The sequence below is a fragment of the Stenotrophomonas sp. HMSC10F07 genome (genome assembly GCF_001807895.1).
Lineage (GTDB): Bacteria > Pseudomonadota > Gammaproteobacteria > Xanthomonadales > Xanthomonadaceae > Stenotrophomonas > Stenotrophomonas sepilia.
Map to the genome: position 1 here is coordinate 49,816 of NZ_KV791360.1, position 24,293 is coordinate 74,108.

The 24,293-nt window shown below is 65.1% G+C and carries 28 protein-coding genes, 1 tRNA gene and 1 pseudogene; 19 read left to right on the forward strand and 11 right to left on the reverse strand.

The genetic code is table 11. The features are described from left to right. The 4 genes and pseudogenes from HMPREF3114_RS21430 to HMPREF3114_RS07155 all read left to right on the forward strand — a co-directional run. Positions 1 to 639: pseudogene (locus HMPREF3114_RS21430) on the forward strand (terminase); the annotation flags it as partial. After that, the gene (locus HMPREF3114_RS07150; RefSeq protein WP_070489478.1) at positions 639 to 1,652 is read left to right on the forward strand and encodes a phage portal protein; all 1,014 of its coding nucleotides are present in this window, start codon (positions 639 to 641) and stop codon (positions 1,650 to 1,652) included. The pseudogene HMPREF3114_RS21430 and the gene HMPREF3114_RS07150, both read left to right, overlap by 1 nt. Next, a complete protein-coding gene (locus tag HMPREF3114_RS20595; RefSeq protein ID WP_083297584.1) occupies positions 1,649 to 1,906 on the forward strand; it encodes a Com family DNA-binding transcriptional regulator in 258 nt (85 codons plus the stop codon). Before HMPREF3114_RS07150 ends, HMPREF3114_RS20595 begins: the two co-directional genes overlap by 4 nt. Continuing rightward, positions 1,824 to 2,534 (forward strand): DNA-methyltransferase, encoded by a 711-nt coding sequence (locus tag HMPREF3114_RS07155; RefSeq protein WP_070489480.1) that lies wholly within the window; start codon positions 1,824 to 1,826, stop codon positions 2,532 to 2,534. The genes HMPREF3114_RS20595 and HMPREF3114_RS07155 overlap by 83 nt, the downstream gene beginning before the upstream one ends. A 56-nt stretch (positions 2,535 to 2,590) precedes the next feature. On the opposite strand, the gene HMPREF3114_RS07160 is transcribed toward HMPREF3114_RS07155, so the two are convergent. Further along, positions 2,591 to 3,754, reverse strand: a complete 1,164-nt coding sequence (locus tag HMPREF3114_RS07160; protein WP_070489482.1) for an AlbA family DNA-binding domain-containing protein — start codon at positions 3,752 to 3,754, stop codon at positions 2,591 to 2,593. A gap of 710 nt (positions 3,755 to 4,464) precedes the next feature. Here HMPREF3114_RS07160 and HMPREF3114_RS07165 point away from each other — a divergent pair. Next, positions 4,465 to 4,809, forward strand: coding sequence for a hypothetical protein (locus HMPREF3114_RS07165; RefSeq protein WP_070489484.1), 345 nt, complete (start codon positions 4,465 to 4,467; stop codon positions 4,807 to 4,809). 18 nt (positions 4,810 to 4,827) lie between these two features. Here the strand turns inward: HMPREF3114_RS07165 and HMPREF3114_RS07170 are convergent, their stop codons facing one another. The 3 genes from HMPREF3114_RS07170 to HMPREF3114_RS07180 form a co-directional block, all read right to left on the reverse strand. After that, the gene (locus HMPREF3114_RS07170) at positions 4,828 to 5,493 is read right to left on the reverse strand and encodes an SOS response-associated peptidase (RefSeq protein ID WP_070489485.1); all 666 of its coding nucleotides are present in this window, start codon (positions 5,491 to 5,493) and stop codon (positions 4,828 to 4,830) included. A 54-nt stretch (positions 5,494 to 5,547) separates the two neighbouring features. Next, positions 5,548 to 6,123 carry a hypothetical protein gene (locus HMPREF3114_RS07175; RefSeq protein WP_176746372.1) on the reverse strand — a complete coding sequence of 192 codons (576 nt, stop codon included), beginning with the start codon at positions 6,121 to 6,123 and terminating at the stop codon, positions 5,548 to 5,550. 95 nt (positions 6,124 to 6,218) lie between these two features. Continuing rightward, a complete protein-coding gene (locus HMPREF3114_RS07180) occupies positions 6,219 to 7,301 on the reverse strand; it encodes a site-specific integrase (protein WP_070489489.1) in 1,083 nt (360 codons plus the stop codon). A gap of 125 nt (positions 7,302 to 7,426) precedes the next feature. Between HMPREF3114_RS07180 and dusA the strand changes: the two genes are divergently transcribed. From dusA to HMPREF3114_RS07200, 4 genes are all read left to right on the forward strand, one after another. Beyond that, positions 7,427 to 8,422 carry a tRNA dihydrouridine(20/20a) synthase DusA gene (gene dusA / locus HMPREF3114_RS07185; protein ID WP_070489491.1) on the forward strand — a complete coding sequence of 332 codons (996 nt, stop codon included), beginning with the start codon at positions 7,427 to 7,429 and terminating at the stop codon, positions 8,420 to 8,422. Between the two features lie 212 nt (positions 8,423 to 8,634). Beyond that, the gene (locus tag HMPREF3114_RS07190; RefSeq protein WP_005420623.1) at positions 8,635 to 9,009 is read left to right on the forward strand and encodes a hypothetical protein; all 375 of its coding nucleotides are present in this window, start codon (positions 8,635 to 8,637) and stop codon (positions 9,007 to 9,009) included. Positions 9,010 to 9,082: 73 nt separating this feature from the next. After that, positions 9,083 to 9,766, forward strand: coding sequence for a response regulator transcription factor (locus tag HMPREF3114_RS07195; RefSeq protein WP_004136763.1), 684 nt, complete (start codon positions 9,083 to 9,085; stop codon positions 9,764 to 9,766). A gap of 25 nt (positions 9,767 to 9,791) precedes the next feature. Further along, entirely contained in the window at positions 9,792 to 11,216 is a 1,425-nt protein-coding gene (locus HMPREF3114_RS07200) for an ATP-binding protein (protein ID WP_053498753.1), read from the forward strand. 58 nt (positions 11,217 to 11,274) lie between these two features. On the opposite strand, the gene HMPREF3114_RS07205 is transcribed toward HMPREF3114_RS07200, so the two are convergent. Further along, entirely contained in the window at positions 11,275 to 12,066 is a 792-nt protein-coding gene (locus HMPREF3114_RS07205) for a M90 family metallopeptidase (protein ID WP_162911609.1), read from the reverse strand. Beyond that, positions 12,033 to 12,317 carry a hypothetical protein gene (locus tag HMPREF3114_RS07210; RefSeq protein ID WP_046428091.1) on the reverse strand — a complete coding sequence of 95 codons (285 nt, stop codon included), beginning with the start codon at positions 12,315 to 12,317 and terminating at the stop codon, positions 12,033 to 12,035. Before HMPREF3114_RS07210 ends, HMPREF3114_RS07205 begins: the two co-directional genes overlap by 34 nt. 144 nt (positions 12,318 to 12,461) lie before the next feature. On the opposite strand from HMPREF3114_RS07210, the gene birA reads away from it, so the two are divergent. From birA to HMPREF3114_RS07230, 4 genes are all read left to right on the forward strand, one after another. Next, a complete protein-coding gene (gene birA, locus HMPREF3114_RS07215) occupies positions 12,462 to 13,430 on the forward strand; it encodes a bifunctional biotin--[acetyl-CoA-carboxylase] ligase/biotin operon repressor BirA (protein ID WP_053498755.1) in 969 nt (322 codons plus the stop codon). Next, positions 13,427 to 14,158, forward strand: a complete 732-nt coding sequence (locus HMPREF3114_RS07220; RefSeq protein WP_053498757.1) for a type III pantothenate kinase — start codon at positions 13,427 to 13,429, stop codon at positions 14,156 to 14,158. Before birA ends, HMPREF3114_RS07220 begins: the two co-directional genes overlap by 4 nt. Before the next feature lie 9 nt (positions 14,159 to 14,167). Continuing rightward, a complete protein-coding gene (locus HMPREF3114_RS07225; RefSeq protein ID WP_053498759.1) occupies positions 14,168 to 15,016 on the forward strand; it encodes an SPOR domain-containing protein in 849 nt (282 codons plus the stop codon). Positions 15,017 to 15,056: 40 nt separating this feature from the next. Next, positions 15,057 to 15,132: transfer RNA gene (locus HMPREF3114_RS07230), tRNA-Thr, on the forward strand. 83 nt (positions 15,133 to 15,215) lie between these two features. Here HMPREF3114_RS07230 and HMPREF3114_RS07235 read toward each other — a convergent pair. The 3 genes from HMPREF3114_RS07235 to HMPREF3114_RS07240 all read right to left on the reverse strand — a co-directional run bounded on the left by HMPREF3114_RS07235 (position 15,216) and on the right by HMPREF3114_RS07240 (position 17,651). Next, positions 15,216 to 16,340, reverse strand: coding sequence for an XVIPCD domain-containing protein (locus HMPREF3114_RS07235; protein ID WP_080375088.1), 1,125 nt, complete (start codon positions 16,338 to 16,340; stop codon positions 15,216 to 15,218). Between the two features lie 22 nt (positions 16,341 to 16,362). Then, entirely contained in the window at positions 16,363 to 16,962 is a 600-nt protein-coding gene (locus HMPREF3114_RS20960; protein ID WP_139726619.1) for a hypothetical protein, read from the reverse strand. 287 nt (positions 16,963 to 17,249) lie between these two features. Beyond that, positions 17,250 to 17,651, reverse strand: a complete 402-nt coding sequence (locus HMPREF3114_RS07240; RefSeq protein WP_053498761.1) for a hypothetical protein — start codon at positions 17,649 to 17,651, stop codon at positions 17,250 to 17,252. Positions 17,652 to 18,237: 586 nt separating this feature from the next. Here HMPREF3114_RS07240 and HMPREF3114_RS07245 point away from each other — a divergent pair. Then, positions 18,238 to 19,008, forward strand: a complete 771-nt coding sequence (locus tag HMPREF3114_RS07245) for a DUF3011 domain-containing protein (RefSeq protein WP_053498763.1) — start codon at positions 18,238 to 18,240, stop codon at positions 19,006 to 19,008. 60 nt (positions 19,009 to 19,068) lie between these two features. Here HMPREF3114_RS07245 and HMPREF3114_RS07250 read toward each other — a convergent pair whose 3' ends face one another. Then, a complete protein-coding gene (locus HMPREF3114_RS07250; RefSeq protein ID WP_229766027.1) occupies positions 19,069 to 19,584 on the reverse strand; it encodes a hypothetical protein in 516 nt (171 codons plus the stop codon). A 209-nt stretch (positions 19,585 to 19,793) separates the two neighbouring features. On the opposite strand from HMPREF3114_RS07250, the gene rocF reads away from it, so the two are divergent. The 3 genes from rocF (at position 19,794) to HMPREF3114_RS07265 (ending at position 21,444) form a co-directional block, all read left to right on the forward strand. Further along, positions 19,794 to 20,714 carry an arginase gene (gene rocF / locus HMPREF3114_RS07255; protein ID WP_053498767.1) on the forward strand — a complete coding sequence of 307 codons (921 nt, stop codon included), beginning with the start codon at positions 19,794 to 19,796 and terminating at the stop codon, positions 20,712 to 20,714. A gap of 163 nt (positions 20,715 to 20,877) precedes the next feature. Continuing rightward, complete coding sequence (locus HMPREF3114_RS07260; RefSeq protein ID WP_005407710.1) at positions 20,878 to 21,015, forward strand: entericidin A/B family lipoprotein; 138 nt, start codon at positions 20,878 to 20,880, stop codon at positions 21,013 to 21,015. Between the two features lie 207 nt (positions 21,016 to 21,222). Next, on the forward strand, positions 21,223 to 21,444 hold the full coding sequence (locus HMPREF3114_RS07265) for a CsbD family protein (protein ID WP_004153772.1): 222 nt from the start codon (positions 21,223 to 21,225) through the stop codon (positions 21,442 to 21,444). A gap of 73 nt (positions 21,445 to 21,517) precedes the next feature. Here the strand turns inward: HMPREF3114_RS07265 and HMPREF3114_RS07270 are convergent, their stop codons facing one another. Beyond that, entirely contained in the window at positions 21,518 to 22,318 is an 801-nt protein-coding gene (locus tag HMPREF3114_RS07270; RefSeq protein WP_053498768.1) for a hypothetical protein, read from the reverse strand. Between the two features lie 108 nt (positions 22,319 to 22,426). Here HMPREF3114_RS07270 and HMPREF3114_RS07275 point away from each other — a divergent pair, with 108 nt between their 5' ends. After that, complete coding sequence (locus tag HMPREF3114_RS07275) at positions 22,427 to 23,722, forward strand: tryptophan--tRNA ligase (protein ID WP_053498770.1); 1,296 nt, start codon at positions 22,427 to 22,429, stop codon at positions 23,720 to 23,722. 204 nt (positions 23,723 to 23,926) lie between these two features. After that, positions 23,927 to 24,229 (forward strand): hypothetical protein, encoded by a 303-nt coding sequence (locus HMPREF3114_RS07280; protein ID WP_032954673.1) that lies wholly within the window; start codon positions 23,927 to 23,929, stop codon positions 24,227 to 24,229. Positions 24,230 to 24,293: the final 64 nt, after the last annotated feature.

The window sequence follows — 24,293 nt, forward strand, 5'->3', positions numbered from 1 at the left end:
AGCGTGTTCCCGCTCACCATGCTGCAGCCCTGCCAGGTGGATAGCTGGGTCGAGTGGGCGGACGACTACAAGCCGCATGCCGTCCGTCCCTACGGCGACCGCGCCGTGTGGATCGGCTACGACCCGGCCGAGACTGGCGACAGCGCGGGCATCGTGGTGGTGGCGCCGCCGCTGGTGCCTGGCGGCAAGTTCCGTGTGCTGGAGCGTCATCAGTTCAAGGGCATGGACTTTGCCGCGCAGGCCGCGTTCATCCAGCAGATCAGCCTTCGCTTTTGGGTTACATACATCGGCATCGACGCGACCGGCATGGGCACGGGCGTTGCGCAGTTGGTGCGCCAATTCTTCCCCGGCGTGACCGTCTTCAACTACTCGCCCGAGGTGAAGACGCGGCTTGTGTTGAAGACGTTCGACGTCATCAAGAACGAGCGTCTGGAATACGACGCCGGCTGGACCGACCTCACGCAATCGCTGCTGGCGATCCAGAAAACCATCACCCCGAGCGGGCGCCAGGTGACATACACCGCAGGGCGCTCGCGTACCACTGGCCATGCCGACTTGGCCTGGGCACTCATGCACGCGCTGCAGAATGAACCGCTGGAAGGCGGACAGGCTGCGCGCGGCACCATGGAGATTTTCTGATGACCGACACTGACCACGGCGCACCCAGCGCGCCGCCGGCGAGTATCGAGGCTTTCACCTTTGGCGAGGCCAGCCCGGTACTGGAATCGCGTGGCTTCCTTGACTACCTCGAATGCTGGCGCAATGGCCGCTACTTCGAGCCGCCGGTGGATCTGCAAGGGTTATCGCGCACCACGCGCTCCAACCCCTACCTGCACAGCGGCCTGACGTTCAAACGCAACATGCTGGTGCGCACGTTCCGGCCGCACCGGCTGCTGAGCCGCGAGGTGTTCTCGCAGCTGGCGCTGGACTACACCACCTTCGGCATGGGGTATGTCGAGTGTCGCCGCCCCATGTCAGGAACCGCGCACAGTCTGGCGGTGCCGCTGGCGCAGTACGTGCGCCGTGGCGTGCAGCCCGGTGAGTTCTTCCAGGTGCGCGCCGGACGGGTAGAGCATGAGTTTCCCGCTGGTGAGGTGTTCCAGCTGCGGGAGGCGGATGCCGATCAGGAAATCTACGGTCTGCCGGAATGGATGCCAGCCGTACAGGCCGCGTTGCTGAACGAGTCGGCCACGCTGTTCCGCCGGAAGTATTACAACAACGGTTCGCACGCCGGCTACATCCTCTACATGACCGATCCCCAACCCGAGGGCATGGACGTGGATGCGTTGCGCGACGCACTGCGGCAGTCGCGCGGGCCGGGCAACTTCAAAAACCTGTTCGTGCACTCGCCCAATGGGAAGAAGGACGGCCTGCAGGTGATCCCGGTCAGCGAGGTCGCGGCCAGGGACGAATTCACCGGCATCAAGAGCGTGACCCGTGATGACATGCTGGCTGCGCTGCGGGTGCCGCCGCAGCTGCTCGGTATCGTCCCGCAGAACAGCGGCGGCTTTGGCTCGATCCGGGACGCAGCGGCGGTGTGGGCGGCGATGGAGCTTGCCCCGTTGCAGACGCGCATGACTGCGATCAACGAATGGCTGGGCCAAGAGGTGATCCGCTTCGACGCCTTCGAGCTGGGAGCGGCAGCTGCATGAATCAAGCACGACAGAACCTGCGCTGCGGCGCCTGTGCGCGCCTGCTGGCCAAAGCGGCTGGCGACTACGACCTACAGATGAAGTGCCCCCGGTGTGGGGACATGAACCACATGAAGGCCCAGAGCCTCTCCACGGATCGCCGCGAGCGACACCACGAAGAAGGCTCTGCCCATGAAGAACGAACTGATCCACGGCGATGCGCTGACCGTCCTGCCGACCCTGCCGGCCAACAGCTTCGACGCACTCATCACTGACCCGCCATACGCCAGCGGCGGCACGCACGCCTCCGCACGCCAGCGCAGCCCGAACGAGAAGTACATGCAGAGCAGTGGGCCGTACCTGCATGCGGACTTCCCCAGCGATGAACGCGACCAGCGTTCGCACCTGGCGTGGATGCAGCTGTGGCTGGCGCAATGTAACCGCGTACTCCGGGATGGTGCGCCGGTGTTGCTGTTCACCGATTGGCGACAGCTGCCACTGACCACCGACGCGCTGCAATGCGCCGGCTTCACCTGGCGCGGTGTGGCGGTCTGGGACAAGACGGGCGGCGTGCGGCCGCAGCGTGGCCGCTTCTCCAACCAGGCCGAGTACGTCGTATGGGGCAGCAAGGGCGGGATGCCGCTGGGCCGGGCTGCGCCTACGTTGCCGGGCGTGTTCCGCGAGGCGGTACGCAAAGCGGACAAGCACCACCTGACCGGCAAGCCGACCGACCTGATGCGCCAGCTGGTGCGCATCTGCGAGAAGGGCGGCCGCATCCTCGATCCCTTCGCAGGTTCGGGCACCACCCTGGTGGCTGCGGATGAGGAGGGGTACGCATGGACCGGCATAGAGATGACCCGGCACTACTATGACGTTGCCACCAGTAGATTGGGCAGTCAGTGATCTGCGCTTACAAAAGAAGGCCGCCTAACAGCGGCCTTTTCTGTTGGATCGTGCGCCTAAAGTCCGGGCGGCTTCCATTTGCCTTGACGGTCGTAATAGGGACAGCGCTCTAAGCCGAAAGTCTGAAACAGCATGTCCGATAGCTGACGGCACCAGGTATCTGGAGAAGAGGCTAGTTCGGACAGGCTGCTCACTTCGAGCATCGGAGGCTCCATTTCGGATTCCCAAGGCTCCGGCGTCTGCTCGTCAAAGTCAGGGCCTCGGTAGTAAAGGCGGTGGCTCTCAATCAGCAAGCCGGACAGCGAAATATACGCAGGCCCTGAGACACCGAGCTCCACCAGAATAGATGCGCAGCGATACACCAGTTCGCGGATTGTTACGGCTGCTGTCAGCCCCCGGACAAGTAGCATGCCGTCAGACGATCGCTTGTCTCCGAGCCAACCGAATTCAGTCAATCCAGAGCGGAAGAACCTAACGAACTCCTCCGGGCGCTGACCTGGCCGTGCATCTTGATAGACCAGGCCATCGGCAGTGAATGTGCGGAAGTCAGCGTGATCGTGGATCACACTTCGGTGGGAGGTCGCTAGAGCATTAAGGTCTATCAGGTCTCCTTCGAACAAGGCACTGAAAGGCATGATATGGACGATGAGCCAAGCCTTATCCACCAGTCGCTTCCTGCGGATCGCGTCATTAATGTGGTTCAGCCGAGAGCGTCGCCATGCTGATGCTTCCTGCAGTGCCCTACCGCGCATTTGGAATGCGGCGCGGAGCTGGTTGTAGTCCATCTCGATATTCATGGTGCCCTGACGGTAAGTGAATCGCCGCTGGTTGTTGAAGAAAGACTGGAAGGGACCGCCGTACTGTGGTGGGACATCAATCACCAACACGTATCCGGAAGCGACAGTGAGTGCTGTGACCGTGCATCCCACAAGCCTTGGCTGGATGCCGTCCACGATGGACTGATCCAAGCGACGCTGCGCGGCGTCGCTTTCTTCACCAGCGATTGGCACGATGCGGGAGGCGCAAGCATCGTCGTCCTCCTCGACTCCGTACACAATTCGCCCGCCTTCAGTATTGGCTAGGGCGCAGACGTCTTTAAGAAGCTCCCTCCGGCCTTCCTCTTTCTTCGAGGGCTGCTCGCGCTTGAAGTCCAGGTGCACCGACTCCTGCGCGCGGTCTTGCACCAGCGCCTCCAACCATTCCCTGCTGACCGCTGCCATGCCATTGGTCTCCATTCGTTAGGCCGCATGAGACCGCGACGCCGGGGGCGGGTCAAGCCGTTTGTCGGTTGGCGTGCGCACTCGTCTCCCCGCCACGCCTGCGCACTTCATAGGGTGCTTTTTCTGCACTCCCCGCAGCAAAGCCCAGCCCCGGCCCTGTATGGCGTTCTCCGGGGTTTCCAGCCAACGCCTGGCCCTGCGGTTCCCTGCGCGAGAGGGGCGCCTGCGAGGCCCTCTGCGGGCGTTCCCTGACCCTTCTCGACAGGTCCGATTTTTCAGGTGACCACGGGAAGGAGGTAACCAGGTAACACGCTGCCCCGAACAGGGTCTAATCCTTTGATTACAAAAGCATAAAGGTGGTTACCTTTTGAGGTGATGGGAGGTAATTTTCTGCCACCTACAAAGTAATGTCATTGATTGATAAGGAATTTTTAGTCTGCTGATGTTACCTCCCCAAAAGGTAATCGGGTTACTCGAAGGTTACCCTATTGTTACCTTCATGAAGATCATATAAGTAATTGATTTTAAAAGTTAATTGACCGGGTTTGATGGGCTGATTACCTTTGTTACCTCTTTCCCGTGGTCACCTCAAAAATTGCACTCTATCGCGCGTAAGGGGGCCATCAGCTTCCCTGCCGCCGCACGCGCTCACGCTTGCAACCCGCGCCCTTGTCGCAGCGTTTGCGACGCCCAGCCGTATCCTGCCGGCCATGCCGCTGCCCCCCGACTTCTACTGGACGACGCGCTCTGCCAGCCTCCCGGACGATGCCCCCACGGTCATCGCTTGCAGCGGCGTGTGGGTGGTCGCACTGATGCAACGGGTGAACGACGGGATCTGGATCGCCAGTCTTGACCGGCACCGGCATGGTCCCGGCGGGCCGGTCCGCTGGTGTACCAGCTACGAGCAGGGGCGTGCCGGCGCCGAGATGTGGGTGACCAGGCACGAGAACCGCCTGCGAGAGGATGTGGCCAAGATCGAGGCCTATCGAGAGGCGGTGCGGGCGAACAGGTTGAAGAAGCTGCACATCGAGCCGCCTTTCGGCTGGCAGGGGTAGACGCCTGTCGGCATACGCTCAGGCTACGGGATGCAGGAGCTGCTCGGTGTTGTTGCGTGGGGTGTTCACAGCCCGGCTCACGCGGTAAGCCTGCATAGCGGGCGGCTCGGAAGCCAGCAGCATCGCCATCGCTTCCTCCGGCTCAGCCGTGAGCCACGCGTCGAGCTGGCCAGGGTCGATCCAGACAGGCATCCGGTCGTGGATATCGGCCGACACCCCGCTGCTGTCGCCGGTGATGATGGTGAAGGTGCCCAGGTTGCCGTCAGGCAGCAGCGGGCTGGTGTCCTCCCACAGACCTGCAGCCCAAAGTGGACCGTCGGCGTGGATGAACCAAGGATCTTTTTTGCCGTCCACGTCGCTGATCGACCACTCGTAGTAGCCCGCCATTGGCACCAGGCATCGGCGCTTCTTGAACGCGGCCCGGAAGCTGTTCTTGGTGGCCACCGTCTCGATGCGTGCATTGATGGTCGAACCCTGCAGGTTCTTGGCCTTGGCCCAGAACGGCAACAGGCCCCACGCGAGCCGGGACACCTGGCGGCCCGTTCCCCGGTCGAGGATGACCGACGCCCGTTGTGTGGGCGCCAGGTTGTAGCTGGGCGGGATCTCGGCCAACGCCGGCGCGAGGTCGACCAGCGACGGCAGGCCGAAGTCGAGGACAGGGCGTTGGACGAAGCGGCCGCACATGAAGTGGAGCTTAGGCGAGCAGGCCCGAATTTATGTGATGACCATTGCAAACGCCTACATGGATTTCTGAAACAGCTCTCTTATGCGCTCAGCGGCAACCTCAATGCCTTCTCCGAGGCCATCTTCCCCGTTGTCCTTCGGGAACAAGCTAAAGGAAAGCGCCTCAATGGCCTCAGAGGCATTACCCATCGGGTTCGGCGTGTCAATGCTCCTACGAAGCACAATCGACTGCTCCAACGCGGATATCACGAGCGTGTGGGTCATCAGGAGCGCATTGATGGCATCCCGGTGGCTAGGGCCGAAGATGGCTGCAACTTGATTGAGAAGCGCGCCAAGCTCAGAACTATGATCTGGATCCTTGAGCGCTTTAAGGCGGGATTCGTAAGAGAACAGTTTTAGCACGCGCCCCCGTTCGAAAGCTCGATCAATTTCCCATTCCATCGTAGGACGTCGCGCAATTTTAAGGCTCTGCTCCAACCCGATTGCGGCAGTGAGGGCCTTTACGGCAAGATCGGAATTGCGCTTATAGCGAAGTTCCTTGCGCCACTGGTTCACGCCCCACAAGGCAGCGCAGGCGCCGAGAATGGCCGCCTCGCCTTGAAGCATGGCGCCAGTCGCCGGCCAGTCCACAGCGTAACCATGTGTAGCAGCCAGATATCCTCCCAGCGCGCCACATGCAGCCGCTGGTAGTCCAATTCCACTCGCTGAAAGAAGGGTCCGAGACTTCATTTGAGACGGTCTTTTCCGGGTAGCAACGGGCGATGCAGCGTTTCCGGTCGGAGCTGGGTGTAGCGTTTCAGCTCGTTCCACGATTCGTGAAGCGTAACCGACGCAACCTCGGGGATATCGTAGCCCTGCTCGAACAACCGCGACGTTGCCTCATGCCTGAGGTCGTGGAAGCACAGATCCACGATGCCTAACCGAATACAGGCCCGCGTGAATGACGTGCTGATCGATTTCGTGTTGTAGGGGAAGATCCGGTCTTCCCCCTCGATCCGCGGCTGTCGCTGCACGATGTTCCAGGCATCACCCAGCAGCGCAAACCGCTTATGGTTGCCCGCCTTCTTCCTTGGATGCTTGGCGTCACGCAGGAGGATGGTCCTCGTGGCCACGTCGATGTCTGACCACAGTAGGCGGGTAATCTCGCCTTCGCGCTTCGCCGACAGAATCGCGAAATCGATGATGTCCGCCATCGGAATCTGCGAGCGCCAGGCCGCCTGCATGAAATGGTCGCGCAGCTGCTCCAGCTCCGCATCGGTCGGCCTTCGGTCGCGCCGCTTGGACTTCCCAACCAGCCCAAGCAGCCGCAGGGCGGGGCGGGCCTCCGCGACTGGGTCCACCAGCAGCTTTACGCCTTTCAGGGGTGCGGCCAGCTTCAGCAGCTCGGAAAGGTAGCCCAGCTCTACGTTCATGGTTGCCGGCGAGCAAGCTGGGATAATGACCCCCTTGCCGGTCATGTGGTTTCCGGTGACCCGGCGCCGAGCGTGCTCGATCACGTCGCCGGCGGTAAGTTGTCTGGCCGCGATGTGCCCCAGGCTCTCCTGCAGGCGGGTCATGTTGCCGGACTGTGTCTTCGACACCGCCTTTACGCTGGCCAAGGTCTCCGTGCGCCAGGCGATGAGTTCGTTGATCGTGGTTTCGTCGCCGGCGGTCCCGCCTCGCGCTTCAAGGTCGGCCATCTCGCGCTCTACGCGGTCAGCCCAGGTCTTAGCGGCGGTCTTGGTGGGGAATGTGCGGGTTTGTTCTTTGTGGCCTTTGCGGCGCACCATAGCGCGCCAGCGGCCGTTCCGATTCTGCAGCGTTGCCATAGTTGTGCCAGTCCGTGTTGTGCCAAGGCCGGCTTGGCACACGGATGGTACAGATGAATGGGAATCACCGGGAAAAATTGGGAAAAATTGGGTGCTTTGCTGTGCCCCTGACAGGTCTTAAGTATATGAAAACGTTGAAAAGTGAAGAAATTCGCCTGTCCGTGGCCCCCATGATGGACTGGACCGACCGCCATTGCCGCGTGTTCCACCGCGTACTGGCGCCGGGTGTGCGCCTGTACACGGAAATGGTGCACGCCAATGCGGTCATCCACGGCGATCGCGAGCGCCTGCTCGGCTTCGACCGCAGCGAGCAGCCGCTGGCGCTGCAGTTGGGGGGCAGCGACCCGGCGCTGCTGGCGCAGGCCGCGCGCATCGCCGCGGAGTGGGGCTACGACGAGGTCAACCTCAACTGCGGCTGTCCGTCCGACCGCGTGCAGGCGGGGCGTTTCGGCGCCTGCCTGATGCGCGAGCCGGCGCTGGTAGCCGACTGCGTGGCGGCGATGGTCGACGCGATCGGGATCCCGGTGACGGTGAAGTGCCGCCTGGGCGTGGACGAGGACAACGACTATGACGTGTTCGCCGCCTTCGTCGACCGCCAGGTCGCCGCCGGTGCCGCAATGGTGGTGGTGCATGCGCGCAACGCGTGGCTGAAGGGCCTGTCGCCGAAGGAGAACCGCGAGGTTCCGCCACTGAAGTACGACTGGGCCTACCGCCTGAAGCAGGAGCGCCCGGCGCTGCCGGTGGTGCTCAATGGCGGCCTGGCCAGCATCGAGGCGGTGCAGGCGCAGGCCGCGCACGTCGATGGCGTGATGCTGGGCCGCGCGGCCTACCACGACCCCTACCTGCTGCATCAGCTGGAGGCGCTGCAGACCGGCGCCCCGCTGCAGGCCCGTGGCGACCTGCTGCGCACGCTGCGTCCCTACGTGGAAGCGCGCCTGGGCGAAGGCCTGGCGCTGAAGCACATCACCCGCCACCTGCTCGGCCTGTTCCACGGCCAGCCCGGTGGCCGCGCGTTCCGCCAGGTGCTGAGCGAGGGCGCGCACCGCCCGGGCGCCGACTGGATCCTGGTCGAGCAGGCGCTGTCGGTCACTGAGCGCGAAGCTGATCGCGCCGCAGCGTGACCGCAGTCACATTCCTGACTTGACAAGGGACGGCGATTCGTCCCGAATGTTCACCTAGCTGAACATTACAGGGCTGCGGCCGGAAAAGTTCAGACCGGATTCACTGCCTCAAACCAAGAATTTGCAAAGGAATTGTAAAGGCCGGGTCCTGCACCCGGCTCCCGGATTTACGACTTTTGAACGAATCGCCGTGCTCGGCTAGGATCGCATCGATGTCTTCCGCTCCCTTCCATTGCCGCATTGCCCTGGCCACCTGCGTGGTGCTGTCGGCTGCGCCGCTGTCTTCGGCGCTGGCGCAACAGCCACCGCGCGGCGAGCAGGCACGGGCGGAAATGATGGATCGGGGAGAGCGTGGCAACCGTGGCGACGAGCGTTCGCTGTCCGACGCCGTGCGCCGCGTGCAGCGCAGCACCGGCGGCCACATCCTCGGCGCCGAGCGCGTGCCGTTCGATGGTCGTGATATCAACCGGGTGAAGTACATGGACGACCGGGGCCGGGTCCGCTACATGGACGACCCCGCCCCGTCGCGTTCACAGCCGCGCACGCCGCGGTCGGATATGTCATCACTACGCGGCGATAACCCCTGAACAGGGATAGTCGTCGCTATCAACCCGTACCCCACAGGCCTCCGGGCCACACCCAGGACACTAGGGAGAGTTCATGCGTATCCTTCTGGTCGAAGACGAAGCCCCGCTGCGTGAGACCCTGGCAGCCCGGCTCAAGCGCGAAGGCTTTGCCGTCGATGCTGCGCAGGACGGCGAGGAAGGCCTCTACATGGGGCGCGAAGTTCCGTTCGATGTCGGCATCATCGACCTCGGCCTGCCCAAGATGTCGGGCATGGAGCTGATCAAGGCCCTGCGTGACGAAGGCAAGAAGTTCCCGGTACTGATCCTGACCGCGCGTTCGAGCTGGCAGGACAAGGTCGAGGGCCTGAAGCAGGGCGCCGACGATTACCTGGTCAAGCCGTTCCACGTCGAAGAGCTGCTGGCCCGCGTCAACGCGCTGCTGCGCCGCGCCGCCGGCTGGAGCAAGCCGACCCTGGAATGCGGCCCGGTCGCCCTGGACCTTGCTGCCCAGACGGTCAGCGTGGCCGGCAGCAATGTCGACCTGACCAGCTACGAGTACAAGGTGCTGGAGTATCTGATGATGCATGCCGGTGAACTGGTCTCCAAGGCCGACCTCACCGAACACATCTACCAGCAGGACTTCGACCGCGACTCCAACGTGCTGGAGGTCTTCATCGGCCGCCTGCGCAAGAAGCTGGACCCGGATGGCGAACTGAAGCCGATCGAGACCGTGCGCGGTCGCGGCTACCGTTTCGCGATCCCGCGCAACGAGGGCTGAGCCGGCTCACCCTGGCGATAACACGATGTCCGGCCGTCTGTGGTTCTTCCGACGCTGGCGGCCGCGCTCACTGCAGGCGCGCCAGATGCTCGCCGCGTCCGTGGGCCTGGTGGCGTTCCTGGCGCTGGCCGGCTACGCGCTCGACGCCGCCTTCGCCGATACGGCGAAGGCGAACCTGCGTGAGCGCCTGAAGAACTACGCCACCTCCTACGCGGCCGGCATCGACTTCACCCGCGACCGCTCGCTGTACATCCGCGAGCAGCCGCCGGATTCGCGCTTCGACGTACCCGGCAGTGGCCTGTACCTGCAGGTGGTGATGCCGCACGGCAAGGGCAATTCGATGTCCGCCGAAGGGCCCATGCTGCCCACTGTGGGCGGCGGCCTGCTGGCGCCGCGCCAGGAAGTGTTCGAAGGCCCGCTGCCGATGATCCAGATCGATGGCAGCCAGGGCTCGGTGTACCGCTATGGCCTGGGCCTGGTGTGGGGCGCCGACGCCGACCCCGCCACTGAATTCCCGTACACCATCTACGTGATGGAAGACTCGCGCGCGCTGGGTGCGCAGCTGCGCGTGTTCCGTGGCCGCGTCTGGTTCTACCTGGGCGGCATCGGCCTGATCCTGCTGCTGCTGCAGACCGTCATCCTGCAGTGGAGCCTGCGCCCGTTGCGCCGGGTGATCACCGAGCTGACCAAGGTGCAGCGTGGCGAGACCGAGCGCATGAGCGAGCGCCACCCGCGCGAGCTGGAACCGCTGACCGACAGCATCAACGCCTTCATCGAAAGCGAGCGAGAGAACCTCGAGCGCCAGCGCAACACCCTGGCCGACCTGGCGCACAGCCTGAAAACGCCGATCGCGGTACTGCGCACGCAGATGGACAGCGGCGCCGGCGACGGTGCGCTGCGCGAAGAACTGGACGTGCAGCTGCAGCGCATGAACAACCTGGTTTCGTACCAGCTGGCACGCGCGGCCTCGTCGGGCCACAAGCTGTTCTCCGCGCCGCTGCCGATCGAGTCCAACGCCGAGGAAATCGTGCGTGGCCTGGAAAAGGTCTACGCCGCCAAGGGCGTGCTGTGCGAATTCGATATCGACCCGGCCGCACGCTTCCACGGCGAACCGGGCGACCTGCAGGAACTGCTCGGCAACCTGCTGGAGAACGCCTTCAAGTGGGCCAACCGCCGCGTGCTGTTGACCGCGCAGCCGCTGCCGGCGCCGAACGCACGCCGTGCCGGCCTGCTGCTGGCGGTGGACGATGATGGCCCGGGCATCGCCCCGGATGACATCGGCAAGGTACTGCAGCGTGGCGTGCGTGGCGACGAGCGCGTGCAGGGCCACGGCATCGGCCTGTCGATCGTGCAGGACCTGATCAAGGACTACCGCGGCGAACTGACCGTGGGCCGTTCAGCCGAACTGGGTGGCGCCCGCTTCGAAGTGCGCTTGCCGCCGGGGCCGTAAACCTCGCATTCCCGTCCGCCGGGCATTGTCTGGCGCAACAACGCAGGGTGTTCCGGCACTACCGAAATTCGATCTTCGGCGGCTCGCCATAGAACCGCCGCAGCTGCGCGGCGACCTCGGGCAACGCCTGCTGCAGCAGATCCGGTGCCGAGAAGTGGTACTCGCTGGCTACCGCGAAGAACTCTTCCGGCGCCTCGGCCGCATACGGATCGATCAGCGTCTCTTCATCTGCGTCCACCTGCGCACAGAAGGCGTCGTAGGCGCGCTGGAACGTGGCCGCCCACTCGCGCTGCCATTGCCGCGGCAGCGGCGGTGTGCCGTCCATCGCACCATCCAGTGCATCGAGCTTGTGCACCATCTCATGTACCGCCACGCAGTAGCCGTCGTGCGGCGCGGCCAGGTCGGCCTGCACATCGGCCCAGGACAGGATCAACGGACCACTGTCCCACGACTCGCCGATCAGCTCGTCATCCCACTCGTGCAACACGCCGGCCGCATCCATGTGGCTGCGGTGCACGCGGAACGCATCCGGGTAGACGATCAGCTGCGACCAGCCTTCCAGCCCCACTTCACCGAATTCCAGCAGCGGCAGGCAGCACAGCGCCGCCAGCAGCACGCCATCGCCAGCCTGCAGTTGCAGTTCACCGACAGGGGTAATGGTCTTCTCATGCAGGAAGCGCGTGGCCAGCACGCGCAGTCGCGCGCGGCGTTCGTCGTCCAGGCCGTGCAGCCAGGCCGCACGGCGGCAGGCGTCTTCCCAAAGCGCATCGTCGATCGGCCGCGGCGAGGGCCGCAGCCACTGCAGCAACGACTTGATCAGCGGAACATTCCCGGCAGGTAGCTGTGCCACTTCGGCGCACGGATGCGCTGCAGCACGTCGTCGTCGCTGCCGCCGCCCCCGGTGCTGGTGGCACTGCTGGCCGCAGGGCGTACCGGTGTCGGCTTGGTGGTCGCAGCCGAGGCGGTCGCGGTCGGCGCGCGCTGCGAGGCGGCATCACCGTTGGAGGACACGCAGGCGCCCCGGCTGTCGTCCAGCGCTGCCGTTGCAGACGCCGCGAAGGGCATCATCAGCAGGATCAGGCAATGGGCATAACGGCGCATTGACGACATCCACGTTAAGGGAGGGTGAGTTCCCGATTCTAGCCCGAACCCGGCGCCCCGTTGGAAGCCCCTGCGGAACCCAGCGTGGCAGGCGTCGCTGGCGGCTTTCCCGCATAATTCCTGCCTGACTTCGTGGAAGCTGCCGTGGACGATCGCCAATTGCTGGCCAAACTCGCTGCCGGTCGCCTGTCCGGCGACGCCCTGGCCCGAGAGCTGGGCCAGACCCGGGCGGCTATTTGGAAGCGTATTCAAGGGCTTAGGGCCGCAGGTGTGGACATCGAGGGCCGTGCTGGCGAGGGCTATGGCCTGACCCGCCCGGTCGACCTGCTGGACCCGGCGGCGATCCGCGCCGGCCTGCCCGCCGATGCCCAGGCCCTGCTGCACGACCTGCAGGTGGCCTGGACGGTGGACTCCACCAACGCTGAATTGCTGCGGTGCAGCGCGCCCCAGCGCGGGGTCAGCGTGCTGCTGGCCGAACGCCAGACCGGTGGCCGCGGCCGTCGTGGCCGCACCTGGGCCTCGCCGCTGGCCGCGCATATCTACCTGTCGGTGATGCGCCTGTACTCCGGCGGCCTGGGCCGCCTGGCCGGGTTGAGCCTGGTGGCCGGCATCGCCGTGGCCGAAGCGCTGCACGACCTGGGCTACACCCAAGCGCAGTTGAAGTGGCCGAACGACCTGATCGTCGATGGCAAGCGCAAGCTGGTCGGCCTGCTTGCCGAGGGCGGTGGCGAATACGCCGGCCCGGCGCGCGCGGTGATCGGCATCGGCATCAACACCCACATGCCGCCGTCGTTCGGCGAGCAGATCACCCAGCCGTGGGTGGACCTGGACACGCTGGCCGGCAAGCCGGTGGACCGCAATGGGGTGGTTGCTGCCGTGCTGGCGCGCCTGCTGCCGGCGCTGGAAGAATTCGATCGCGAAGGCCTCGCTCCGTTCCTGCCGCGCTACGCTGCCTTCGACATGCTGGCCGGCCGCGAAGTGCGCGTGGAACTGGACGGGCAGTGGCAGCACGGTACTGCGCTTGGCCTGGCTGATGACGGCGCATTGCGCGTGCGCATCGATGGCCAGGAACGCCTGCTGCACGCCGGAGAAGTCAGCGTGAGGGCGGCATGAGCGATTGGTTGTTCGACCTCGGCAACTCGCGCTTCAAGTTCGCGCCGTTGCAGGGTGACCGTGCCGGTGACGTACAGGCCTGGGCGCATGGCGCCGAAGGCATGGCCGGGCAGCCGCCGCACAGCCTGCCCAGCGGCCGCACCGCGTTCGTGGCCAGCGTGGCGGCACCGTCGCTGACCAGCGCGATGCTGGACCAGCTGCAACGCCGCTTCGAGCATGTGCATGTGGTGCGCACCAGCGCCGAATGCGCCGGCGTGCGCATTGCCTATGCCAGGCCGGAAAAGTTCGGCGTCGACCGCTTCCTCGCCCTGCTGGCTGCGGCCAAGGCGCAGCGCCCGGTGCTGGTGGTCGGCGTGGGCACCGCACTGACGATTGATCTGCTCGATGCCGACGGCCAGCACCACGGTGGCCGCATCTCCGCATCGCCCACCACCATGCGCGAAGCACTGCACGCCCGTGCCGTGCAGCTGCCCGCGACCGGTGGCGGCTACAGCGAGTTCGCCAACGACACCGCCGACGCGCTGGCCTCCGGCTGCGATGGCGCTGCGGTGGCGCTGATTGAACGCAGCGCACAGCACGCGCACACGCTGCTGGGCGTGGCACCGTCGCTGCTCGTGCACGGTGGCGGCGCACCGGCGCTGATGCCGTTGCTGCCCGCTGCCGATTACCACCCCTCGCTGGTGCTGGATGGCCTCGCCCGCTGGGCGGTGCACCAGCCCGCGCGCTAGTATCCGCGCATGCTGACCCGTGTCCTGATCGTCGTACTGGCCATTCTCAATCTCGGCGTCGCCTGCTGGTGGCTGCTGCGCGAGGCGCCGCAGAAGCCCGCGCCTGCGCCGCAACCGGCTGGCGTCGCCGAGCTGCGCTGGGTGCCGGGTGGCGCGGATGCGAATGCCGCAGCCGAGGCCACTGCGGCCGCCCCGACCGCATCGCTGATGGAGCGCGAACCGGCGGCGAAGACCGCGGTGGCTGCGACACCCGCGCCCGTTGCGCCGGCAAAGCCGGAGATCGCCAGGCCGCAGGTGGCTGACGCTACGCCGGTTGCTGACGCTGCCAAGCCGGGAACACCGCCTGCACCCGTTCCGGCAGCGGAAAAGCCCGTAACCCCGCCCGCGGCCGCCGAGCCGCCGCGCTGCGTCGCGCTGGGCCCGTTCGCCGACCGTGCCGCCGCGACCAGCGCGCAGGGCAAGGCCGGCACGCTGCTCAGCCAGGTGCGCCTGCGCGAACAGCCCGCTGCCAGCGGCAGCGCCCGTTACCGGGTGATGCTGCCGGCCGCCGCCAACCGTGATGAAGCCCAGGCCACCGTGAAACGCATTGTCGCCGCCGGCCTGAGCGACTACTACATCATCAGCCAGGGCGAGGAGGCCAACGCCGTGGCGCTGGGCCAGTACCGCAACCGCGAAGGCGCCGAACGGCGCATGGCGGCGGTGCAGGCCGCCGGCTTCCAGCCGCGCCTGGTCGCCAGCGGCGACGCCGGCCAATGGTGGCTGGAAGGGCAGCTGGCGGCGGGCACGCAGCCGGCCCAGGCCCAGCAGCGCAGCGGCGCGGCGCAGAGCCGGTCGCTGGAATGCACGCGGTTGCGCTAGAATCCCCTGACCGCGGCGCTGCCGCCGGTGCACCACCCATGCCGCTTTAGCTCAGTTGGTAGAGCAACTGTCTTGTAAACAGTAGGTCATCCGTTCGATTCGGATAAGCGGCACCACCCCAAGATTCAGCGCCTCTTTGCGCTGCTCCAGGTACCTGCCCGGTGGTTCGAAGGGCGGCAGAGCTGTTTTCTCGACAGCCTCACCTTGAAAACGATGGCCCGTCCTGCGCATGAACCTGCTGCGCCGGCTGCTGTTCAAGATTTGCGGCCAACGCTTCAGCGCGATGAAGGGACTCTGCTTCAGGCACGCGAAGCGCGTCCATCATATTCATGGTTCCACGGCGTTGGGCAGGATCGTCCATCGCCCCCTCGACGATGAATACTTTCTCGCCACGTGCAAGGGACTCTGTCGGGTTGTTCAATGCAACGTGGTCAACTCTTGAAAACCCCTGCTCCTTCGCGAGCACCAACAGACTCGCGGATATGCGCTGACTCGACTCATCCCACTGCTTCCCGCTCTCGGCGTCCAAGCGTTCCACACCCGCTCTTATCTGCATGTAGAGAGAGCGGTCAGCGTTTCCGAGTTCAGCTACTGAGGAAGCTGTTCGCTGCACTGAGAGTGAGTCGTCGGCGACCACGGCGTCTCTTTCCGCAGCCGAAGTGCGCTCGGCGTCAAATTCTGGCTCGGGCCTACGTCGACGCCGCGTGGGTGCTATGTGCTGATCATAGTGCGCGCCATAGTAAAGCTCGTATGTCGCATGAGGACCAACAGAAGGAGCCTCCGTTTTGAACACCTCAGCGATCTGTCCAAGTGCCTGGTTTCGATTGATCCGCCCGGCCTGGAGTTCAACGGCAATGGCTCCATACTGTTGCGGTCGATTACCCGTACCCGACACGCCAATGTCCGGTCCACCGGCCGCAATGAGTTCACGCTGGACCTGGACATTACTGAGCGTCGCAGCGGCTTCTCCGCGTAGCAGGGTGTTTACATAGGATTGCTTGGACGTCGGATCGGGACGTTCGGTGAAGAGATGGTGCCCCACCTCGTGTGAAAGAGAGCGCGCGATTCTGGAGCCTTGTCCAACCGCGTTCTCGTCAATAACGATCTTCTCACCGGGAACAAGATAGGTGCCCCTACCGGCTTGTCCCCAGACAACCTCCAGATCGTCGCGCTCGGCCTGTGCGAGACCCGCCCGAAGTGTTGGGGATTTCGCTAGAAGCGGCGCCAGCGAGGGGTCAGCTAACGGGGAGTCCGGCCGACGTACGGGTCCTGGGCGAGGCCCCCCCTGCGGCTGCGGCAGTACAGAGTCTTCAGTACGTTCCATGTTGGAGCTCCTGCCCTGGGGGTCAACGCTGACTGATCAATACGTGGGTCAATGTCGCATTGTCAGGGGCCAGAGTGAGTACAACCTCAGCACCGTTCACTGGCGCGGTCCAGTAAGGGCGTGAGTCAGGGGCATCAGGCCGAGGTGGATATTGCGCGGTTCCCTCCCAGATGACTTCTTTGAGCGCGACGCTCGGTGGCGCGACATCGAAGGTCAGCTTCGCCTGCGCAGGATTATCGACAGCACTTCTCAGTGAGATGTTCCGAACTTCAAGGCCACCCAACATTCCACGTTCTGCGGTTCGCTCGTCTCTCAGGCCCTGCCGGGTCGGTTTTCCAAGATGCGTGTGAAGCTGTTCGTTCAACGCATCGATATCGCCAAAACGCACATTGGACAATCGCTCGATGCTGTTCTTGAATCGCTCCATACCAGCTTCACTCCCTGATTTGATGGCCTGTCTTTGATTCACATGATCTGATGGGGGCGGCGTCGCGGCGCTCGAACATGCTGTCAGCACAAGCGCCGGAATAACGATCGCGAGGCGACGACGCGCTGCGATCCAGAGGCGGCGCCGAAGTCCGCGTTTTGATGAAGAATCGCATTTCTCGACCCATGCATCCATGAAAGCGTCTCTCGCGCCAATGTCACGCTCTTGAATCTAGCACAGCATCTTTTGACTGCGGATTGGGTCCGTGGTCCGTGCCTTGGGTGTGCGCTTGCATGCCAGAGCAGCATGGGCATGCGCCGATCATGATGCGTCGGCGCGGCGCCGGTCGCAAAGGCGATGGAACGAAAATGAAGAAACCGCCATTCGCTGGTTTTCTCGTCCCAACCCGGTGAGTCAACTCACTGTATGGCGCGGGCAGATCCTTCGATCAATGCCGCACACACACTGCGACCGCAGCAGCCTCAGCTACGCACCTGCAACGCCACATACTCCGCCAGCCCCCGGCAGGCCAGCATCAGCCCTTCGCGCGTGCCATCGCCGATATCGTCCTTCTCTTCCCCGTCCACGCGCACGCGCTCGGCGGCGTGATACAGCTCCAGCAGCGACACCAAGCCAACCGCAGCGCGATCCCGGCGCGCGGCAGCCACCGCTTCACCAGGTGTGCCTGCCGGCCCCGGCCACGGCTGTCCATCGGCGGCGTCACCGGCCTGGATGCGCTGCAGGCAGCCGGGCAGGTTGATCGGCGCGGGCGCCTCGTTCGCGGCGGCGAAAGCGGCTTCCAACGGCTGCGCCAGTTCAGGTGGCAGGCGCAGAGCCGCCTCGCCGAGGGTGGCGGTCAGGTACGGGTGAGGGGTTCTGGACATGCGGGCATCCTCGTCAGGAACAGAGGTGCCGCCACGGTAAGGTGGCGGGCGATACGTGGTTTCCAATCCCGGGACTGAATTAGCCGGTGGGCACGAGGCCCCCACGCACCGCCCGCCGTCGATCGGCGAACGGATTGCCAGCCGGCGCCGCACCTGGAAAGGACGACGCCGGCTGGCAAGCGTATACAGCTTTCAGTCTTCGGGTTGGAAATCCCGGCCACCTCGCTGAAGGTGGCGATTCATCATGCGCACGTGAAATCACCGCCTGCCAGTCGTTTGTTTCGATGGCATCGGGAGATCTGAAAGGAAAAATGAATTATCGCGTTTGGCCCGTTTCGGGCATCGCAATGCCAGAAGCGACAGATTGCGCAGTGGCGCCATCAGCGAGAAATCTGCCCGAACCATCGCTGCCGCATGCCCTGAGCTGGCCCACGAAGTAAAGGTGACTTAACAGCCCGGGCAAGGCTCCACATCTACCATAGCAAACACAAACGCCCGAATGCGCTGCCGGCTTTTTGATTCTCCTCACAGACCATTTGCAGACCCCCGACACATACTGGGGACACATGCCCTTCGGGACCCGCCCATGCGTCGCCATGCCCTGCCGCTCACCGTCGCACTGTTGGTCACAACCTTCGCAGCCCCGGCCATGGCCGCCGTGCCGTTCTTCAACGCCAGCTGCCCGGGCGGCATCGATGTTCACGCAGACGATGGCGGGCCGGTCTACGTGCAGGGCCGCGAGACGGCGCTGAAGCGCTTCAACGACCGCTATTTCGAAGCACGCGATGCCGACAGCGGCATCACCCTGTCGATCAGCCGCAGCGATGACGGCACGCCGCAGATCAGCTATACCGGCCGTGGCGGCGCCAATGGCATCTGCCAGGTCAGTGCCAGCGGAACGCCCGCGCCCGCCGCAAATGGCGCACACCCGCGCGAGGTTGCTACCGGTGACGCCGCGCTACCGCGCGAAGTCACCTGCGAATCCACTGGCGAGCAGCAGGTGTCGTGCGATCTGAATACCCGCGGCAATGTGGAAATCGTGCGCCAGCTCAGCCGCACCCGCTGCGAGGAAGGCAGGAACTGGGGCCTGTCGCGGCACTCGGTGTGGGTCAATGGCGGCTGCCGCGCGGTGTTCCGCAATGTGTCTTCGGTGACCACCCCGGCGCCGGCGGGCGATACCGCGTTGGGCGCCTGCAACATGCGCAAGGGCGCTCAGGGCACGCTGGTGACCCAGATGCCGGTGGGTAGCGATTACCAGGAACTGATCATCGATTACCCCGATGGCCGCTTCCTGTGCATGATGCGCAACAACGGCCAGGTGCAGAGCCTGACGCCGGTTCGCCGCCGCGGCGGTTGAACATTCGGCGTTGGCGTATGTCCGGACTGGGGCAACGCAGCACGCGTTGCCCCAGTGCGGCTACTGCTGGTTCACCGGGTCATTTCCCTTCTTGTAGGTGTAGCCGGTTACGTCCCAGCCGCCGCCATGGCCGGATGAGGGTTCCACCCAGGTGAATTCCCACGTCTGGATGGAGCCGTCGGGAAGCAGGTTTTCCACCCGGTAGATCTCACCGGGAATGCCCTGGTCTGGCAGTTTTCCAGGAATCGATTCATCCGAGCGTGCAGACGCACGTCCTACGGAGACTGCCTGTCGTTCCACCTGCACGTTGCCGTAGCCCTGGGGGGCGAACGACGGCTTCACCCGCTGCGCCACCCAGTCGAGTACCTGGCGTGCGCCTGCCGTCTGCATGGGATACGCATCGGAGGTCACCGTATGCGTGATGCGTTGCGAGGGTGCACTGGCAGCGGCGGGAAACAGTCCGCCCAGGGCAATTGCCAGTACCGCAAGTCCATTGAGTGCATGTTTCATGCGCGTGGTGCTCCATGATTGAGGAAGTGAGGCGGCACCTTCAGGGTGCCTGCGCAGCGTGGACACAACAACAGCCTTGCGTAAGAGGCGAAACCGACCGGGATGTGAGGTGGATCGCGGAAGGTCCAATTCCTGACGACCCAGCGCTGGAATGCCTGACCGGATACGGCTGGCAGGCCGCGGCGATCTGACCCATGCCCTGCTGCACCGCCGCGAGTGGTGTCACACAGCTCTGGCTAGACTGTGCTTCTTTTTCCGCACCGCAGGAGGCACCCATGGCCCATCCCATTTCCGTATCCCTGATTGGCGTTCCCACCGATGTCGGTGCGGGCCATCGCGGTGCGCGGCTGGGGCCGGAAGCGCTGCGCGTGGCGGGCCTGCCGGAGGCGCTGGAGGCCCGCGGCGTGGACGTGCGCGACGTGGGCAACCTGGATGGCCCGCGCAACCCGTGGACCGCGCCGGTGGAGGGCTACCGCCACCTGGATGAGGTGGTGGCCTGGAACCACGCACTGATGGAAGCCAGCTACGCCGAGCTGCAGGCCGGGCGCATGCCGATCATGCTCGGTGGCGACCATTGCCTGGGCATCGGTTCGATCACCGCCGTCGCGCGCTGGTGCCGCGAGCAGGGGAAGAATCTGCGCGTGCTGTGGCTGGACGCGCATTCGGACTTCAACACCAGCGATGTCACGCCGTCGGGCAACATCCACGGCATGCCGGTGGCCTGCCTGTGCGGCCTCGGCCCGGACGCGCTGACCCGTCTGGGCGGCAGCGCACCGGCGATCACCCCGGCGCAGATGCACCAGATCGGCATCCGTTCGGTGGACCCGGAAGAGAAGCGCCTGATCAAGACCCACAAGGTCGATGTGTACGACATGCGCTACATCGATGAGAACGGCATGAAGCGCGCGGTGGAGGCGGCGCTGGCCGGCATCGACGAGAACACCCACCTGCATGTCAGCTTCGATGTCGACTTCCTCGACCCCAGCATCGCGCCGGGCGTGGGCACCACGGTGCCGGGCGGGGTGAACTACCGCGAGGCGCAGTTGGTGATGGAAATGATCGCCGACACCGGGCGCATGGGTTCGCTGGACATCGTCGAGCTCAACCCCTTGCTGGACAAGCAGAATGCCACCGCCGAACTGGCCGTGGACCTGGTGGAAAGCCTGTTCGGCAAGTCCACCCTGATGCGCGACTGACCGCCCCCCGCTGAACGGATCGCCGAACCGTTCACGCCCGCTCCACGCCCCTGCCGCCAGATTGCACTTCACGCGGCGGCAGTGGGCATTGGTGCCCTCCCGCCGAGCGAAAGAATCCCATCCGCGAATGAAGCGGTATAGCGGCGAACCCAAGGAGAAGCCCATGAAGCGCGTAGTTGCCCTGATGCTGTTGTCGATGTTCTCGGTGGCCCTGCTGGCCGGTTGCAACACCGTGGCTGGTGCCGGCAAGGACGTGCAGAAGGCCGGTGAAAAGGTTGAGGATGCCGCCAAGGGCCGTTGAGCCTGAAGTGGAACGGAAAGCAAAAAGGCCGGGGGGATCTCCCCGGCCTTTTTGCTTGCGCGTTTCTCTGCAGCGTACGTGTCGAAGCGTAGTGAACCATTCAAGCAGGTGAGCGTGCATTTCATTGCCGGTTGACCGGTACTCAACAGCGACTGCGCGAAGCTGGAGCCACGGTAAGAACGCCGTTGCAACCAAGGACTCCCAGCAATGAACAAAGACATCATTTCCGGCAAGTGGTCGCAGCTGAAGGGCAAGGCCCAGGCCAAGTGGGGCGATCTGACCAACGACGACTTCGATGTGGCCGAAGGCAATGCCGAGTATCTGGCCGGCCGCCTGCAGGAACGCTATGGCTGGGCCAAGGACCGCGCGGAGAAGGAAGTGCGTGAGTTCCAGGACGCGGTGAGCAAGGACTACCCGGACTACAAGTAAGCGCTTCGGTTTCCCCCACATCACGACGCCCGCACCGTGAGGTTGCGGGCGTCGTGTTGTCTGCGCGGGACGATCAGCGGGCCGGAGGGTCCGGCACGTAGCGGTTGGGGAACGCCTGCGGTTCGCGCGGCAGGCGCGAGGGCGCATCGACCAGGATGCCGCGCGCACGCAGGTTGCGGGCACTGTCGTAGCGCAGCTGCAATACCTGAGCAGGGCTGCGGCTGGCACGTTCGAAGTCGGTGTCGCGTACCGAGGATTGCTCGCGTGCGCCATGGCCGGTACCCAGCGCCGGGGCCTGCGACTTGCTGGCGTAACCCTCGATGCGGCTGGCACTGGCGTCGGCCGCCGCTTCGGCCTGTGCGGCTGGAGCCGGCGGCGGCAGGCCACGGCGCAGGATCGGCTCGGGGCGCCAGCGACGCGCTTCCTCGAACACGGCCACGCCGACCACACCGATGTTGTCCGGGCGGCCGGTGCGGCTGGCATAGCTGCCGCTGGGGCTGCTGAACACGAACTGCGCCACTTCGTTCTGGCTCTTGCGCCAGCCGGTGATGTCGGCGCGCTGGCCGGGATTGAGCACGTAGCCGGTCTGCGAGGGATCGGCATCCTCGCCGGAGATGGCGTTGACGCCGTCCACCGACAGCACTACCAGTACCCGGCGAGGGCTGTCGTTGTACAGGCGCACGGCGTAGCGGTGGCCGCGCTCGCCGGCCACCCAGCGCTGGCCCTCGGCAGGGTAGCTGCGCAGTTCGGTGCCGCGGTCGCGGTCGACCAGGGCCATGCGCACGGGGCCGCCGTCGTACACCGGCGGCGGCAGGGGAGCCGGGCGGAAACCGGCCAGGGGCAGGATCAGCAGCAGGGGCAGCAGGCGTTTCATCGGGCGTCTCCAGCGGGGTTGCGTGAATGAACGCGCCGCAGGCCCTGACGGGGTTGGTGGCGTGCAAGGTAAACTGGCCCCGTTCATCGAAGGTTACCCCACGCAGTCATGACGACCCGAGTCCTTACCGGCATCACCCCCTCCGGCACGCCCCACCTGGGCAACTACGTTGGCGCCATCCGTCCGGCGATCGCGGCCAGCCGCGCGCCGGGGATCGAGAGCTTCTTCTTCCTGGCCGACCTGCACAGCCTGATCAAGTCGCAGGACCCGCAGCGCACCCAGCGCGCGACCCTGGAGATCGCGGCCAGCTGGCTGGCCTGCGGCCTGGACCCGGAACACGTGTGGTTCTACCGCCAGAGCGACATCCGCGAGACCACCGAGCTGATGTGGTTCCTGACCGCCATCGCCAGCAAGGGCATCCTCAACCGCGCGCACGCCTACAAGGCGGCAGTGGACAAGAACCGCGAGGAAGGCGTGGACGAGGACGCAGGCGTCAGCGCCGGTCTGTTCATGTACCCGGTGCTGATGGCCGCCGACATCCTGATCTTCAAGGCCAACCAGGTACCGGTGGGCCGTGACCAGATCCAGCACATCGAGATGGCGCGCGATTTCGCCCAGCGCTTCAACCACGTGTACGGCAAGGAGTACTTCCCGCTGCCGGACGTGGTGATCGATGAGCAGGTGGCGACGCTGGCGGGCCTGGATGGCCGCAAGATGAGCAAGAGCTACCACAACACCATTCCGCTGTTCGTGCCGCGCGAGGAGCTGAAGAAGCTGGTGTTCTCGATCCTGACCGACTCGCGCGCACCGGGCGAGCCGAAGGACACCGAGGGCTCGGCGCTGTTCCAGATGTACCAGGCGTTCGCCACGCCGGAACAGACCGCGGAATTCGCCAGGGCCTTCGCCGCCGGCATCAGTTGGGGCGACGCCAAGCAGCAGCTGTTCGAGCGTATCGACAGCGAGCTGTCGCCGCTGCGCGAGCGCTACAACGCACTGATGGCCGAGCCGGAGAAGATCGAAGCGCTGCTCAAGCGCCGTGGCCAGCAGCTGCGCGAGCAGCTGGCGGCACCGCTGCTGGACGAGCTGCGCCATGCGGTGGGCCTGCGTGACCTGTCCAGTGCCGGTGGCATCGCCAGCGAAGATGCCGGCGTGGCCCGCGTGGCGCCGCCGCAGTTCAAGCAGTACCGCGAAAAGGACGGCCGCTTCTACTTCAAGCTGACCGCCGGTGACGGCACGCTGCTGATCCAGAGCGAAGGCTTCGATTCGCCACGCGATGCCGGCCAGTTGATTGCGGTGATCAAGCAGGCCGAGCAGGGCGACCAGTTGCAGAGCGAGCTGTTCAAGCTGGAAACCGAGGTGGACGCCGTGCTGGCCGCCCTGGCTGCGTTGCGCGAAGCGGCCTGATCGCCGGGCCTGCCTGCCCTTTGTAGAGTCGAGCCATGCTCGACCCGGCTCCGCCTCTGTAGAGCCGAGCCCACGCTCGGCTGCTTTGCTACCCAGCCGAGCATGGGCTCGGCTCTACAGGGAAGACCCCCGCCGGCACGACCGTGGCACAGCACCCATGGCATGATGTCCGCGCGCCTCTGGCGCGATGACATGGAGTCTGCGATGGCCTGGTTGTCGCTGCTGCTGTTCCTGCCCTGGTTCCTGCTGCTGGGCAGCCTGTACTGGCTGTTTCCGCGCCAGCCGCGCAGCGCGCGGCGGCGCCTGTTCGATGGCACCACCCTGGTCGTGGCGTTCGCGCTGAGCATCGTGTCGATGCTGTGGGGCTACCGCATTGGCGTGGTGCAGCCCGGCGCCGGCCCAATCTGGCCGCAGGTGCTGGCGGTGCTGTATGCCTATGGCGCGTTCCTGGCGGTGCTGGTGCTGGCGTTGCTGCTGCGGCCGCGGTTCGGATTGCGCTCTGGCTGATCGGTAGTGCCGGCCGCTGGCCGGCACATGCATTCTCCCGGCCATCCCGAGGTTGCCGGCCAGC

Coding starts and splice junctions, on each gene's coding strand:
- HMPREF3114_RS07150 (WP_070489478.1), top strand. CDS start 639: ATGACCGACACTGACCACGGCGCACCCAGCGCGCCGCCGGCGAGTATC.
- HMPREF3114_RS20595 (WP_083297584.1), top strand. CDS start 1,649: ATGAATCAAGCACGACAGAACCTGCGCTGCGGCGCCTGTGCGCGCCTG.
- HMPREF3114_RS07155 (WP_070489480.1), top strand. CDS start 1,824: ATGAAGAACGAACTGATCCACGGCGATGCGCTGACCGTCCTGCCGACC.
- HMPREF3114_RS07160 (WP_070489482.1), bottom strand. CDS start 3,754: ATGGCAGCGGTCAGCAGGGAATGGTTGGAGGCGCTGGTGCAAGACCGC.
- HMPREF3114_RS07165 (WP_070489484.1), top strand. CDS start 4,465: ATGCCGCTGCCCCCCGACTTCTACTGGACGACGCGCTCTGCCAGCCTC.
- HMPREF3114_RS07170 (WP_070489485.1), bottom strand. CDS start 5,493: ATGTGCGGCCGCTTCGTCCAACGCCCTGTCCTCGACTTCGGCCTGCCG.
- HMPREF3114_RS07180 (WP_070489489.1), bottom strand. CDS start 7,301: ATGGCAACGCTGCAGAATCGGAACGGCCGCTGGCGCGCTATGGTGCGC.
- dusA (WP_070489491.1), top strand. CDS start 7,427: ATGAAAACGTTGAAAAGTGAAGAAATTCGCCTGTCCGTGGCCCCCATG.
- HMPREF3114_RS07190 (WP_005420623.1), top strand. CDS start 8,635: ATGTCTTCCGCTCCCTTCCATTGCCGCATTGCCCTGGCCACCTGCGTG.
- HMPREF3114_RS07195 (WP_004136763.1), top strand. CDS start 9,083: ATGCGTATCCTTCTGGTCGAAGACGAAGCCCCGCTGCGTGAGACCCTG.
- HMPREF3114_RS07200 (WP_053498753.1), top strand. CDS start 9,792: ATGTCCGGCCGTCTGTGGTTCTTCCGACGCTGGCGGCCGCGCTCACTG.
- HMPREF3114_RS07210 (WP_046428091.1), bottom strand. CDS start 12,317: ATGCGCCGTTATGCCCATTGCCTGATCCTGCTGATGATGCCCTTCGCG.
- HMPREF3114_RS07220 (WP_053498757.1), top strand. CDS start 13,427: ATGAGCGATTGGTTGTTCGACCTCGGCAACTCGCGCTTCAAGTTCGCG.
- HMPREF3114_RS07225 (WP_053498759.1), top strand. CDS start 14,168: ATGCTGACCCGTGTCCTGATCGTCGTACTGGCCATTCTCAATCTCGGC.
- HMPREF3114_RS07235 (WP_080375088.1), bottom strand. CDS start 16,340: ATGGAACGTACTGAAGACTCTGTACTGCCGCAGCCGCAGGGGGGGCCT.
- HMPREF3114_RS20960 (WP_139726619.1), bottom strand. CDS start 16,962: ATGGATGCATGGGTCGAGAAATGCGATTCTTCATCAAAACGCGGACTT.
- HMPREF3114_RS07240 (WP_053498761.1), bottom strand. CDS start 17,651: ATGTCCAGAACCCCTCACCCGTACCTGACCGCCACCCTCGGCGAGGCG.
- HMPREF3114_RS07245 (WP_053498763.1), top strand. CDS start 18,238: ATGCGTCGCCATGCCCTGCCGCTCACCGTCGCACTGTTGGTCACAACC.
- rocF (WP_053498767.1), top strand. CDS start 19,794: ATGGCCCATCCCATTTCCGTATCCCTGATTGGCGTTCCCACCGATGTC.
- HMPREF3114_RS07260 (WP_005407710.1), top strand. CDS start 20,878: ATGAAGCGCGTAGTTGCCCTGATGCTGTTGTCGATGTTCTCGGTGGCC.
- HMPREF3114_RS07265 (WP_004153772.1), top strand. CDS start 21,223: ATGAACAAAGACATCATTTCCGGCAAGTGGTCGCAGCTGAAGGGCAAG.
- HMPREF3114_RS07270 (WP_053498768.1), bottom strand. CDS start 22,318: ATGAAACGCCTGCTGCCCCTGCTGCTGATCCTGCCCCTGGCCGGTTTC.
- HMPREF3114_RS07275 (WP_053498770.1), top strand. CDS start 22,427: ATGACGACCCGAGTCCTTACCGGCATCACCCCCTCCGGCACGCCCCAC.
- HMPREF3114_RS07280 (WP_032954673.1), top strand. CDS start 23,927: ATGGCCTGGTTGTCGCTGCTGCTGTTCCTGCCCTGGTTCCTGCTGCTG.